Origin of the sequence: Aquabacterium commune (assembly GCF_004362855.1) — a bacterium.
In the GTDB taxonomy this organism is placed as follows: domain Bacteria; phylum Pseudomonadota; class Gammaproteobacteria; order Burkholderiales; family Burkholderiaceae_C; genus Aquabacterium; species Aquabacterium commune.
Genome location: NZ_SNXW01000002.1, coordinates 62,550 through 74,822, shown reverse-complemented (window position 1 = coordinate 74,822; position 12,273 = coordinate 62,550). Strand labels below are relative to the sequence as shown.

General features: G+C 67.4%; 11 protein-coding genes. 4 read left to right on the top strand and 7 right to left on the bottom strand.

The window, feature by feature from the left end; all coding sequences use genetic code 11:
- The first annotated feature begins 54 nt into the window (after window positions 1-54).
- Window positions 55-2,265 carry a catalase/peroxidase HPI gene (katG, locus tag EV672_RS04185; protein ID WP_133606622.1) on the top strand — a complete coding sequence of 737 codons (2,211 nt, stop codon included), beginning with the start codon at window positions 55-57 and terminating at the stop codon, window positions 2,263-2,265.
- A gap of 54 nt (window positions 2,266-2,319) precedes the next feature.
- On the opposite strand, the gene EV672_RS04180 is transcribed toward katG, so the two are convergent.
- The 5 genes from EV672_RS04180 to EV672_RS04160 all read right to left on the bottom strand — a co-directional run bounded on the left by EV672_RS04180 (window position 2,320) and on the right by EV672_RS04160 (window position 6,286).
- Window positions 2,320-2,772, bottom strand: a complete 453-nt coding sequence (locus tag EV672_RS04180; RefSeq protein WP_133606620.1) for a hypothetical protein — start codon at window positions 2,770-2,772, stop codon at window positions 2,320-2,322.
- 43 nt (window positions 2,773-2,815) lie between these two features.
- Window positions 2,816-3,253, bottom strand: coding sequence for a hypothetical protein (locus EV672_RS04175; RefSeq protein ID WP_133606618.1), 438 nt, complete (start codon window positions 3,251-3,253; stop codon window positions 2,816-2,818).
- Between the two features lie 6 nt (window positions 3,254-3,259).
- Window positions 3,260-3,976 carry a PEP-CTERM sorting domain-containing protein gene (locus EV672_RS04170; RefSeq protein ID WP_208110707.1) on the bottom strand — a complete coding sequence of 239 codons (717 nt, stop codon included), beginning with the start codon at window positions 3,974-3,976 and terminating at the stop codon, window positions 3,260-3,262.
- 291 nt (window positions 3,977-4,267) lie between these two features.
- Window positions 4,268-4,954, bottom strand: coding sequence for a hypothetical protein (locus EV672_RS04165; RefSeq protein WP_208110706.1), 687 nt, complete (start codon window positions 4,952-4,954; stop codon window positions 4,268-4,270).
- A 117-nt stretch (window positions 4,955-5,071) separates the two neighbouring features.
- Complete coding sequence (locus EV672_RS04160; RefSeq protein WP_133606616.1) at window positions 5,072-6,286, bottom strand: glycerophosphodiester phosphodiesterase; 1,215 nt, start codon at window positions 6,284-6,286, stop codon at window positions 5,072-5,074.
- Between the two features lie 136 nt (window positions 6,287-6,422).
- On the opposite strand from EV672_RS04160, the gene recG reads away from it, so the two are divergent.
- Complete coding sequence (gene recG / locus EV672_RS04155; protein ID WP_243738513.1) at window positions 6,423-8,609, top strand: ATP-dependent DNA helicase RecG; 2,187 nt, start codon at window positions 6,423-6,425, stop codon at window positions 8,607-8,609.
- A gap of 46 nt (window positions 8,610-8,655) precedes the next feature.
- Complete coding sequence (locus tag EV672_RS04150) at window positions 8,656-9,579, top strand: LysR substrate-binding domain-containing protein (RefSeq protein WP_133606612.1); 924 nt, start codon at window positions 8,656-8,658, stop codon at window positions 9,577-9,579.
- A 13-nt stretch (window positions 9,580-9,592) separates the two neighbouring features.
- On the opposite strand, the gene EV672_RS04145 is transcribed toward EV672_RS04150, so the two are convergent.
- Both EV672_RS04145 and EV672_RS04140 read right to left on the bottom strand, forming a co-directional pair.
- Window positions 9,593-10,405, bottom strand: a complete 813-nt coding sequence (locus EV672_RS04145; RefSeq protein ID WP_133606610.1) for a BPSS1780 family membrane protein — start codon at window positions 10,403-10,405, stop codon at window positions 9,593-9,595.
- Complete coding sequence (locus tag EV672_RS04140) at window positions 10,402-11,403, bottom strand: homoserine kinase (RefSeq protein WP_133606608.1); 1,002 nt, start codon at window positions 11,401-11,403, stop codon at window positions 10,402-10,404. Before EV672_RS04140 ends, EV672_RS04145 begins: the two co-directional genes overlap by 4 nt.
- Before the next feature lie 249 nt (window positions 11,404-11,652).
- On the opposite strand from EV672_RS04140, the gene EV672_RS04135 reads away from it, so the two are divergent.
- On the top strand, window positions 11,653-12,267 hold the full coding sequence (locus EV672_RS04135; RefSeq protein ID WP_133606607.1) for an outer membrane beta-barrel protein: 615 nt from the start codon (window positions 11,653-11,655) through the stop codon (window positions 12,265-12,267).
- Window positions 12,268-12,273: the final 6 nt, after the last annotated feature.

Sequence of the window (12,273 nt, the reverse complement as noted above, 5' to 3'; positions counted from 1 at the left end):
TAGACTGCCTGCATCCCTTCCCAAGCCCCCCGATCAGCCCACAAGGAGACACCGATGTCCAACGAAGCGAAATGCCCCTTCCACGCCGCTGCGGCCACGCAGGCCACGCAAAGCGCCCGCGGCAACCGCGACTGGTGGCCCAACCAGCTCAATGTGGGCATCCTCCACCAGCACGGCGCGCAGTCCAGCCCCCTGGGCGCGGCCTTCGACTACGCCGAAGCCTTCAAGACGCTGGACCTCGACGCCGTCGTCGCTGACCTCAAGGCCCTGATGACCGACTCGCAGGACTGGTGGCCGGCCGACTACGGCCACTACGGCCCCTTGTTCGTGCGCATGGCCTGGCACGCCGCCGGCACCTACCGCATCCACGACGGCCGCGGTGGCGCGGGTTCAGGCTCGCAGCGCTTCGCCCCGCTCAACAGCTGGCCGGACAACGGCAATCTCGACAAGGCCCGCCGCCTGCTGTGGCCGATCAAGCAGAAGTACGGCCAAAAGCTCTCCTGGGCCGACCTGTTCGTGCTGGCCGGCACCGTCGCCATGGACACCATGGGCTTCAAGACCTTCGGTTTCGCCGGTGGCCGCCCCGACATCTGGGAGCCCGAGGCCGACATCAACTGGGGCCTGGAGGCCGAATGGCTGGCCACCAGCGACAAGGCCAACAGCCGCTACAGCGGTGACCGCGAGCTGGCCAACCCCCTGGCCGCCGTGCAGATGGGCCTGATCTACGTGAACCCGGAAGGCCCGGACGGCAAGCCCGACCCGGTGGCCTCGGCCCGCGATGTCCGCGAAACCTTCGCCCGCATGGCCATGGACGACGAGGAAACCGTCGCCCTGGTGGCCGGCGGCCACACCTTCGGCAAGGCCCACGGCGCGGGTGACCCGTCCCTGGTCGGTCCCGAGCCCGAGGCCGCGCCCATCGAGGCCATGGGCCTGGGCTGGATCAACCAGTTCGGCAGCGGCAAGGGCGCGCACACCACCACCAGCGGCATCGAAGGCGCCTGGAAGCCCAACCCGACCACCTGGGACAACGGCTACTTCGACACCCTGTTCGGCCACGAGTGGGAGCTGACCCAAAGCCCCGCTGGCGCCCACCAGTGGAAGCCCAAGGGCAACGCCGGCGCCGGCACCGTGGTCGATGCCCACGACCCGAGCAAGTCCCACCAACCCATGATGACCACGGCCGACCTGGCCCTGCGCTTCGACCCGGCCTACGAGAAGATCTCGCGCCGCTTCCACGCCAACCCGGCCGAGTTCGCCGATGCGTTTGCCCGCGCCTGGTTCAAGCTCACCCACCGCGACATGGGCCCGCGCGCCCGCTACCTGGGCAAGCTGGTGCCTGCCGAAGTGCTGATCTGGCAAGACCCGGTGCCCGAAGTCAACCACGTCCTGGTCGATGCCGCCGACGTGGCCCAACTCAAGGCCGACGTGCTGGCCTCGGGCCTGAGCGTGTCTCAGCTGGTGTCCACCGCCTGGGCCTCGGCCTCGACCTTTCGCGGCAGCGACAAGCGTGGCGGTGCCAACGGCGCCCGCATCCGCCTGGCCCCGCAAAAGGATTGGGCCGTGAACCAGCCGGCGCAATTGGCGCAGGTGCTGGCCAAGCTGGAAGCCGTCCAGAAGGCCTTCAACGCCCAGGCCACGGGTGGCAAGCAGGTGTCGCTGGCCGACCTGATCGTGCTGGCGGGCAATGCCGGTGTGGAAGCCGCTGCCAAGGCCGCCGGCCAGAGCGTGACCGTGCCCTTCGCCCCGGGCCGCACCGACGCATCGCAGGACCAGACCGACGTCGCCTCGTTCGCCGTGCTGGAGCCTCAGGCCGATGGTTTCCGCAATTACGCCCAGCCCGGCCTGGCCGGACAGGCGGCCGAGCTGCTGATCGACCGCGCCCAGTTGCTGACGCTGACCGCGCCCGAAATGACGGTGCTGGTGGGTGGCCTGCGCGTGCTGGGTGCGAACGTGGACGACGCCGCGCACGGCGTCTTCACGCAGCGCCCCGGCACCCTGAGCAACGACTTCTTCGTGAACCTGCTCGACATGGGCACGAAGTGGCAGCGTTCCGCCGCTGCCGAGGGTGTGCTGGAAGGCCGCGATGCGAAGACCGGTGCGGTGAAGGCCACGGCCACAGTGGCCGACCTGGTGTTCGGCTCGAACTCGCAACTGCGCTCACTGGCCGAGGTCTATGCCAGCGCCGACGCCGGTGCGAAGTTCGTGGCCGACTTCGTGGCCGCCTGGACCAAGGTGATGAACCTGGACCGCTTCGATCTGGGTTGATGTCGGCGAGGCCGTGAGGTGAAGGCCGGGGCGGCATGGCTGCCTCGGCCTTTTTCATCGGTGCCCGTCCACGATCAGGTCCAGCACATAGGCCAGCACGAAGAAGGCCATGCCCAGCACCTTGGCGGCTTGCCCGAGGAAGCGGTAAACGCGTTCGTTGGGCTTGTGGTCGTGGTGGTCGAGGATGACGACCAGCAGATGGATCACGGCAAACGCCATGGCGATGATCACCAGCGTGAGCGAGGTGTTCTGGAAATGGATGCCGGGCCGCGGGTAGGCGCTGGGCCGGCTGCCCAGTGGCAGGTAGAGGTCATTGCGCCAAAGGCTGAAGGCGCCGTAGCAGACCAGCGCCACCGAGACCATGCCGTTCTTGAGCCGCACGCCGCGCGGCACCTCGTTGGGCACATGCGGCTCGTTGCTTGACCGGAAAGACGATGAGCGGCAGGCGCCGCAGATCATGGCCGCGGCAGGGGACGGGCGGCCGCAGATGGTGCAGGTTTTGTCCATGAGACGGTGCGGGTGTACAGAGCAGGGGCCAGGGCCTCAGATGTCAATTGGGTCGTGATTCCCGAGCCTTGAACTCCTTCAGCAACTGATCGACTTTGGTGCCGAACCTGCTGCCGTGTTGGCCCAGCGACACCACACACGCGTCGATGTCAGCCGCGGCCTGTTTGCTGTGGCTGGAAAGATAGGCTGTGGCCGTGCCCTTGTTGGTGAGCGCCGAGCTCACTGCAAAGTCGGCTTCGGTTTTGAGCATCTCGGTCTGCACGGCCTCGCTTCCCATGGCCGCTTCTGCGTAGATGAAATGCACCGCGGCGATCTCTTTCCACTTCTTGGCCTCCTCAGCGCCTTTGCTCGCCTTGCTGAAGATTTTCGCCTTCTGCGCACATCTGGCCCACTGCTGGCCCAGCGCGATGTCAGCCTCATTGGCTTGTCCCTGCGCGTGCACGAGGAAAGCTGCCAAGGCGATGCAATGAATCCCTTTCATGACGTCTCACACGCGCCTGCCGCCCAAGCGCCGCGCCGCGCCCACCCCGATCACCCCCAGCCCCCACAGCCACAGGCTGGAAGGCTCGGGCACCGAGGTGATGGTGCGGGTGAAGCTGCAGGTGTCACGCTGGTCGTACGGGCAGGCGTTGAAGCCGTTCGCCGGGCCGAGGTAGGCGTTGAGCTGCGTGCCGTCGGTGGCAACGCCCTGGACGTTGAAGTTGAGGGCGGGCACCAGCGAGAACGTCACGGTGCCCGAGGTCACGCTGCCGTCCGGGGTGAAGCTGCCCACCAGGAAGTCACCCGTGAGCAAGCGCTCGCTCCCGGCCAGGTTGGTGAAGGCCCGAGGGCCTGTGCTCGACGCTGGCGCATAGAACGATTCAAAGGTGTAGCCAGGCGGATCGCACCGGGGCGTGCAGCTCCAGCCGGGGATGATGCTCAGCGAGGTGTAGCTGGCGAACGTGTAGGTTTTGCGGGTGTTGGTCGAGAAGTCGTAGACGGTTTCCGTCTTGGGCAAGTCGGCCACGTCGAAGCCGAAGGGGAAGCCTGCGGCTGTGCCGATCTCGCGGTCGGCCGTCACCCGCACCCACATCTCGATGGGCGTGTTGGCCTCTGCAACGCCGGTTGGCTGCAGGTAAGACACCGTGATGTTGGGCCACGCTGCCAGCGCGCTGGACGAGGCGAGGGTCAGCGCCAGCAGGGCGCCTGTGGTTTTGTGGTTCATGTGATCTCCTCTTGTTTGATTGCGGTTGAGCCACCAAGCCTTCAACCCATCAGCCTGGGACTGGCCTGCCTCGGATGGCGTGGGTGGCACGGTGCGTGTGAACACCCACACCCCCGCGCGGCCAATTTTTTAACACTTTGACGCCCCTCTCGCCATCCTCCATTCGGTGCACTGGCAGCCTCGCATCGGGGGGGCGGTGTCGTGGTGCAGCACGCCGTTGGCCGCGCGCGACTGCGCCTGGGTGGGCTGGCCGTCGCGCAGGCTTGTCGTTCGGGCAGGCGTTCATGGCGATCATGGCGAGATGCCCAGGGTTCGCTCAACGGACAGTTCGTCGAAGTCTGGGATGTCGCCCAGCCTGATGGTCTTGGGCCTCTGGATGGTCGAGCGAATCTCTTTGAACCGTTCGTCGCCACCTTGCGCAGCATGGTTTGTGTTGACCCTTCGGACGACCTTGTTGGCGAGGATGTTCACGCTCAGAGCGCGTTCCACGACCGGTCCGTGATGGCTGCTGCTGTCGTAGCCGATCAGTTCGAAGCCGGCGTTCTGGTATCGGAAGTTGTAGCGCCAGTGGCCGTAACGTCCGTGGCTGTACCCGATGTAAAAGTTGCCTTTGTCGATCCTCACTTCCAACTCGGGCGGGAAGTAAACGCCGCCGTCTTCGTTCTCAGAGGAAAAGCACTGGAGGTTGCTCAGGACAACGTCATAGGATGGGCCCTTTTTGAAAGCGATGATCAATCCCCTGCGGTTGCGGTCCAGCGGCTTGCCGTCATCGCCTGTGACCACCATTTTCTGGTCGGTGGCCTTGACCAGGAGGACCACATCTTCGTGCCCGTCCTTGTTCAAGTCGCCACGGATCGTTTCAACTGTCCGGTAGGTGCCAGGCACCAGCATGGCCGGGTTGGGCGATGTGGTTGGCGCAGGCCATGCATGGCATGGCAGCAAGGTGGCCAGTGTGAGTGCCGCTCGGGTGATGTTCATGTGGTCAAAATGAGCATTTTGATGGCGGGGCAGGGCTGCCTGCGGGCCGCGCTGCTTTCTGCGTTGCGCAAATGAAAGAAGCCGCACACGGCGGCTTCTCAGGGGCTTGTGCGGCGATCAGTCCGCTTGCTGCGCCGCCATGCGGCGCTCCAGCTTCAGCATTTCACGCGCCACCACGGCGGTGTCGGCGAAATCGGAGAACACGCCATCGATGCCCAGCTTGTAGAACTGCAGGTACTCGTTGATGGGGTTACCCGCGTAGTCACCGGCCAGGCGGCGCTGCTCGTTGCGGAAGGTCCAGGTGTGCACCTTCAGGCCGGCGGCGTGGGCGCGGTCGATCAGGTCGGTGGGTTCGGCCAGCTTGAGCTTGGCTTCGCCAGGGCCTGTGCCGTCGGGGTTGGCGACGGTCGAGACGATGTAGCGCTTCCAGGGGCCGATGCCGTGGGCGTAGCTGGCCACTTCCTTCAGGCCAGCATCGGTCGTCAGGTAGCCGAAGGTGCGCGACAGCAGCTCGGGCTTGCCCGATGCCGTCCAGTCGTAGGGGCGGTCGAAGGGGGCGGTGAAATCCAGCGAGCCATCGGGGTTGACGTCGTTGGCGTCGATCAGCTGGATCAGGCGCACCGAGGTCATCTTGCTCAGGGCGATCAGGTTGGCCTGCTCAAACGACTGGATGAACACCGGGGCGTGGCGGTGGTTCCAGCCGGCTTGCGTCAGCACCTTCAGCAGGCGGCCTTCCAGCGGCAGGCCCAGGGCCTGGTGATAGGTGGGGTGCTTGGTTTCGGGGTAGATGCCGATGACGCGGCCTTTCTCCAGGGTCTTGCGCTTGACCAGGGCGATGACCTCTTGCAGCGTCGGGATGGACAGTTGTCCATTGAACTGCTGCGGGCGCTCACCGAAGGCCTGCTTGGCGCGCAGGGTCTTGATTTCGGCGAGGGTGAAGTCGGAGGCGAAGAAGCCTTCTTCTGGCGCGCCGTCCACCACGGCGATGCGGCGACGCGAGGCGAACTCGGGCCGGTCGGCCACGTCGGTGGTGTTGACGATGTTGGGCTCGTGGCGGGCGATCAGGTGGCCGTCTTTCGTGGCGACCAGGTCGGGCTCGACGTAGTCGGCGCCCAGCTCGATGGCCAGGGCGTAGCTTTCCAGGGTGTGCTCGGGCAGGTAGCCGGAAGCGCCGCGGTGGCCAATGACCAGGGGCAGGGCTTGCGATTGACGCTCGGTGCGCTCGGCACGTTCGGCGCGCTCCAGGGCGCGGTCGGTGTCGGCGGCATGGCCGGGGGCGGCGATGAACAAGGCGGCCGACAGGGCCAGCAGCTTGCGCAGGGGTTGCGACATGGGGTCTCCTCGGTGTGAAAAGGTGTGTGCCACCTTAGGGCGCTTGCGTGACGCTTGGGTGTCTGCCAGGGGGGGCCGAGAGAGCCGTTTGGCGCGAGCACAATGGCGCCCACACCTTCCGTTCAGGAGACCCCCTGTGGCGCGCACGCCGGCGACCCGACCCCCCTCTGCCCAGTCCGCGTCTGCCGACACCCAGGCCGCGTCCAAGGCATCTGCCAAGGCCTCGGCGCCGCAGCTCGCCATGGCCCGCCTGGGCCTGGTGCGCGACATCGACCTGGCCCTGCACCTGCCGCTGCGCTACGAGGACGAAACCGCCATCACCCCGCTGCGCCAGGCGCGCGACGGCCAGACGGTGCAGGTCGAGGGCGTGGTCAGCGAGAACCGCGTGGAGATGCGCGGTCGGCGCCAGCTGCTCGTCAAGCTCGACGACGGCACGGGCGAGTTGCAGCTGCGCTTCCTGAACTTCTATGGCTCGCAGCAAAAAGCCTGGGCGCCCGGCGTGCGCCTGCGCGTGCGCGGCGAGTTGCGCGTGGGCTTCTTCGGTCGCGAGATGGTCCACCCCACGGTGCGCACCGTCAGCGACGCCACCCCGCTGGCCACCTCGCTCACGCCCATCTACCCGGCCGGTGCCGGCCTGCCGCAAAGCTACCTGCGCAAGGCCGTGGAGGCTGGCTTGCGCCGCGCACCACTCGACGAGGTGCTGCCCTCGGCCGTGGCGGCGATGCTGCCCGCGCACTGGCCCAGCCTGCGCCAGGCCTTGCAGCAGCTGCACTTCCCCGCGCCCGATGCGTCCATCGAGGGCTTGAGCGAGCACAGCCACCCCGCCTGGCAGCGCCTGCAGTTCGAGGAGTTGCTGGCCCAGCAGCTTTCGCGCTTGCAGGCCAAGGCCGAGCGCGCCCACCTCCAAGCCCCGGTGCTGCCGCTGCGCACGGGCGGCCTGCACGAGAAGCTGTTGGGCGTGCTGCCCTTCGAGCTCACCGGTGCGCAGCGCCGCGTCTGCGAGGAAATCGCCATCGACCTGGCCCGTCCGCAGCCCATGCACCGCCTGTTGCAGGGCGATGTGGGCTCGGGCAAGACGGTGGTGGCGGCGCTCTCAGCCGCCATCGCCATGGAGGCGGGTTGGCAATGCGCGCTGATGGCGCCCACGGAAATCCTGGCCGAGCAGCACTTCCGCAAGCTGGTGGGCTGGCTCGAACCCTTGGGCGTGAAGGTGGCCTGGCTGACGGGCAGCCTCAAGCCCAAGGCCAAGCGCGAGCAGCTCGCGGCCGTGGCCTCGGGCGAGGCCCAGCTCGTGGTGGGCACCCACGCCGTCATCCAGGACCAGGTCGAGTTCGCCCGATTGGGCCTGGCCCTCATCGACGAGCAGCACCGCTTCGGCGTGGCCCAGCGCCTGCAGTTGCGCCGCAAGCTGGAGGCCACCGACCTGGAGCCCCACCTGCTGATGATGAGCGCCACGCCCATCCCGCGCACCCTGGCCATGACCTACCTGGCCGACCTGGAGGTCAGCACCATCGACGAGCTGCCGCCGGGGCGCACGCCCATCGTCACCAAGGTCTTCGCCGACACGCGCCGCGAGGAGGTCATCGAGCGCATCCGCGACGAGGTGGCCAAGGGCCGGCAGGTGTACTGGGTCTGCCCGCTGATCGACGAAACCGAAGCCACCGACGAGGCCGCCGACGTGGCCGCTGGCCGCAACAGCAACAAACGCCCGCCGCTGGACCTCAGCAACGTCACCCACACCCACATCGAACTCAGCGATGCCTTGCCCGGCTTCGGCGTGGGCCTGCTGCACGGGCGCCTGCCTGCCGCCGAGAAGGCCGAGGTGATGGACCGATTCTCGCGTGGCGAGCTCAGCGTGCTGGTGGCCACCACCGTCATCGAGGTGGGCGTGGACGTGCCCAACGCCAGCCTGATGGTGATCGAGCACGCCGAGCGCTTTGGCCTGAGCCAGCTGCACCAGTTGCGCGGCCGGGTGGGGCGGGGCGCGGTGGCCAGCGTGTGCGTGCTGCTCTACGCCTCGCCGCTGTCGGACTCGGGCAAGCAGCGCCTGCGCGCCATGGCCGAGACCACCGACGGCTTCGAGATCTCGCGGCGCGACCTCGACATCCGCGGGCCCGGCGAGTTCATGGGCTCGCGGCAATCGGGCGCGGCCCTGCTGCGTTTCGCCAATGTGGGCGACCTGGCCGAGGACGGAGGGGAGGGGCAGGCCATGCTGGCGCGTGTGCAGCAAGCCGCGGCGGTGATGCTCAAGCACCACCCGGCGGCGGCGCAGCGCCACATCCACCGCTGGCTGGGGCAGAAGGCCGAGTACTTGAAGGCCTGACCCACGGCCTGACCTGCGGGCCTGACTTGCACCACAATGCGTTCCCATGACGTTGACTGAACTCCGCTACATCGTGGCCGTCGCCCGCGAACGCCATTTCGGGCGCGCCGCCGAAGCCTGTTTCGTGTCCCAGCCCACGCTGTCCGTGGCCGTCAAGAAGCTGGAAGAGGAGCTGGACGTCAAGCTCTTCGAGCGCGGCAGCAACGAAATCAGCGTCACGCCGCTGGGCGAGGAAATCATCCGCCAGGCCCAGTCGGTGCTGGAGCAGGCCCAGGCCATCAAGGAGATCGCCAAGCGCGGCAAGGACCCGCTGGCCGGTGCCCTGCGCCTGGGCGTGATCTACACCATCGGCCCCTACCTGCTGCCCGACCTCGTGCGTTCGTGCATCGAGCACGTGCCACAGATGCCGCTGATGCTGCAGGAGAACTTCACCGTCAAGCTGCTGGAGATGCTGCGCGCCGGCGAGCTGGACTGCGCCATCCTGGCCGAGCCCTTCATCGACAGCAACCTGGCGATTGCGCCGCTCTACGACGAGCCCTTCCTCGTGGCCGTGCCGCGCACGCACCACCTGGCTTCGCGCAAAGCGATCGGTGCCGAGGAGCTCAAGCGCGAGACCATGCTGCTGCTGGGCGCGGGCCACTGCTTCCGCGACCACGTGCTGGAGGTCTGCCCGGAGTTCGCGCGGTTTTCGAGCGACGCCGAAGGCATCCGCAAGAGCTTCGAGGGTTCGTCCCTGGAAACCATCAAGCACATGGTGGCCGCCGGCATGGGCGTGACCGTGGTGCCCAGCCTGTCGGTGCCGAAAGAGCCGCACCCGCACCTGGTGCACATCCCCTTCGAGGAGCCGGCCCCCACGCGCCGCGTGGTGCTGGCCTGGCGGCGCAGCTTCACCCGCTACGAAGCGATCGCGGCCCTGCGCAACGCCATCTATGCCTGCCCGCTGGAGGGCGTCAGCCGCTTGAGCAGCTGATGACAGCGGCTGATCAGGCCATGGGCGGGATGGACGCTTCGCCGTCTTCCTGGCCTGGCTGCGGCGACTCGAAGCAGTCCACCGTGGTGAAGTAAAGCGAGGCGTAGAAGGCGCCCGCCAGGCCCAGCGCACCGGCGAAGGCCAGGGCATTGGCCAGGATGGGCACGGGGATGGCGCTCAGCAGCAGGCGGTCCAGCAGGCCCAGCGTGAACAGCGCGCCCAGCCAGCACAGGCCGTAAATGACGAAGGCGCCCAGGTTGCGCCAGGTGGCCACGGCGCTGAAGAACAGCGCCTTGCCCACGGGCAGGCGTGCCCACAGCACCAGGGCCGGGGTGTGCCAGAACACCAGCGACACCGGCATCAGCAGGGCCATGCGCCAGAGCATGTCTTCCAGCACCACGGGGCTGACCACCAGCTCGGTGCTGTCCTGCATGGCGGCCATCGCGTCGGCCACGGCTTCGGCGCCCGGGCCCACCCAGGACGCCAGCAGCATCATCAGTTGCACGGCCGCGATGTAGGCGCCACCGAGCTGCAGGAAGGTCTTGCGCGGGGCGTCGGGCGCGCGCACGGCCTCGATCAGCACGCCGGGCGTGACCCGCTCGCCCAGGATCGTGCGCCGCGTGGCCAGCATGAAGCCCATCCACACGACGGGCATGACGCCCACCACGAGCAGCGGCCCCAGCAAGGGCAGCGTGGCCAGCAGCAGGGCTGCGCCAATCAGCATGCCGACCAGGCCCATGAAGTTCATCGGCTGGCGGCGCAGGACCTGCAGGCCCTGACGCATCCAGTTCAGGCCGCTGGAGGCGGGCACGATGCGCAGTTTCATGCCGATGCGCCTTGGTTGGAGGCTTTGCCTTGTGAACGCTGCGCGCGCTGGTAGGCCCAGGGCTGCTGGCGGCGCAGGCTCAGCACGCGCTCGAAATGGGCGGGGTCGTGGGGTTGGAGCATGGCGGCGTCGCGGGGCAGGTGGAAGTCCCACAGGCGCGACAGCCAAAAGCGCATGGCCGCCGAGCGCAGCAGGGATGGCAGCAGGCGCAGTTCGGTGTCGGTCAAGGGGCGCACGGCGTCGTAGGCGGCCACAAAGGCCTGCGCGCGGGCGTCATCGAGCGCGCCGGTGGCCAGGTCGATGCACCAGTCGTTGAGGCACACGGCGATGTCGAAGACGAAGGTGTCGCAGCCGGCGAAGTAAAAGTCGAAGAAGCCCGACAGGGTGGGGCCGTCGAACATGACATTGTCGCGGAACAGGTCGGCGTGGATGGGACCGCGCGGCAGCGCCTGGCACTCGGGCGAGGCGGCCAGGGCCTGCTGGAAGGCCAGCTCGGTGTCGATCAGCTCGGTCTGGGTCGGGGTCAGGAAGGGCTTGACCACGGGCACGGTCTCGACCCACCAGGCCAGGCCGCGCAGGTTGGGTTGCTGGGCCGGGTAGTCCTGACCGGCCAGGTGCATGCGCGCCAGCATGGCGCCCACCTGGGCGCAATCGGCCGCCTCAGGCGCCATCTGGTTGCGGCCCTTCAGGCGCGTCACCACCGCGGCCGGCTTGCCCTTGAGGCTGTGCAGGATCTCGCCTTGTGCATTGGCCTGCGGTGCCGGCACCGGGATGCCGCGCGCGGCCAGGTGCTGCATCAGGTTCAGGTAGAAGGGCAGTTGCTCGGCGCTCAGGCGCTCGAACAGGGTCAGCACATGGTCGCCCTGGTCGGTGTGGACAAAGTAGTTGGTGTTCTCGATGCCCGAGTGGATGCCTTGCAGGCTTTGCAAGGCGCCCAGGCCCAGGGTGGACAACAGCGCGCCGGCTTCGGCGGGGGTGACTTCGGTGAAAACGGCCATGGGACAGTGTCGGGCAGGTTGCTCGGGGGTAATTTCTGACAGCGGGCGGGCGGGGTGCGTGAACCCTTCCCCCAAAGGAAGGTGTGGGCGCTCCCAATGCCCCTTCCCTTGGCGTAAACCCTCAGGATCGGGCCTCCGGCAAGCACAGGATTGTAGGAGTCGCTGTGGCAGACTCACTCGGATTCTGTCATCAGCGGACCACCGCAGAGACACACCCACTCAACCGATACCGAGGAAGCCCCTGTCATCATGAACGCGTCTGTCACTCGCTCGCCCCTTTCCCTGGCCTCCGTGGCGGCCGCCCTGCTGATGTCGGTCGGCGTGTCCGCCCAGGCCCAAGTGCTGCAGCCGGCCAGCGCACCGCTGGGTGTCTATGTCGGTGGCACTGCGGGCTTTGGCATCAACAACTGGCAGTGCGATGCCACCTGTGACCGCGCCACCTTCAGCGGCAAGATCTTCGCCGGCAAGCGCCTGACCCCTGGCCTGGCCGCCGAAGTGAACTATTTCATGTTCGGCAAGACCACGCGCACCAACGCCAACGCGGCCGCCCAGGCCACGGGTTACGCCTCCGAAGAGCGCAGCGTGCGTGCTTTCACCCTCAACATCAACTGGGAAGTCGAGCTGATCCAGGACTTCACCAACCAGATCCGCATCGGCTGGGGTTCGCTGGAGCAAACCAACGACCGCGTCCTGCTCAACAACACGGTGGTGCGCAGCAAGCAGCACAACACGGCTCCTTACCTTGGCGCCGGCCTGGCCTTCCGCCTGACGCGAGACATCAAGTTGATCTCCACCGTGGACGCCTTCTTCAAGGGCCACAACAGCCAGTACCTGCTGTCCGTGGGCGGCATGGCCGAGTTCTGATCTCGG

Bases quoted from the DNA above. Each gene is read 5' to 3' on its own strand.
- katG (WP_133606622.1), top strand. From the start codon at position 55: ATGTCCAACGAAGCGAAATGCCCCTTCCACGCCGCTGCGGCCACGCAG.
- EV672_RS04180 (WP_133606620.1), bottom strand. From the start codon at position 2,772: ATGGACAAAACCTGCACCATCTGCGGCCGCCCGTCCCCTGCCGCGGCC.
- EV672_RS04175 (WP_133606618.1), bottom strand. From the start codon at position 3,253: ATGAAAGGGATTCATTGCATCGCCTTGGCAGCTTTCCTCGTGCACGCG.
- EV672_RS04170 (WP_208110707.1), bottom strand. From the start codon at position 3,976: ATGAACCACAAAACCACAGGCGCCCTGCTGGCGCTGACCCTCGCCTCG.
- EV672_RS04165 (WP_208110706.1), bottom strand. From the start codon at position 4,954: ATGAACATCACCCGAGCGGCACTCACACTGGCCACCTTGCTGCCATGC.
- EV672_RS04160 (WP_133606616.1), bottom strand. From the start codon at position 6,286: ATGTCGCAACCCCTGCGCAAGCTGCTGGCCCTGTCGGCCGCCTTGTTC.
- EV672_RS04150 (WP_133606612.1), top strand. From the start codon at position 8,656: ATGACGTTGACTGAACTCCGCTACATCGTGGCCGTCGCCCGCGAACGC.
- EV672_RS04145 (WP_133606610.1), bottom strand. From the start codon at position 10,405: ATGAAACTGCGCATCGTGCCCGCCTCCAGCGGCCTGAACTGGATGCGT.
- EV672_RS04140 (WP_133606608.1), bottom strand. From the start codon at position 11,403: ATGGCCGTTTTCACCGAAGTCACCCCCGCCGAAGCCGGCGCGCTGTTG.
- EV672_RS04135 (WP_133606607.1), top strand. From the start codon at position 11,653: ATGAACGCGTCTGTCACTCGCTCGCCCCTTTCCCTGGCCTCCGTGGCG.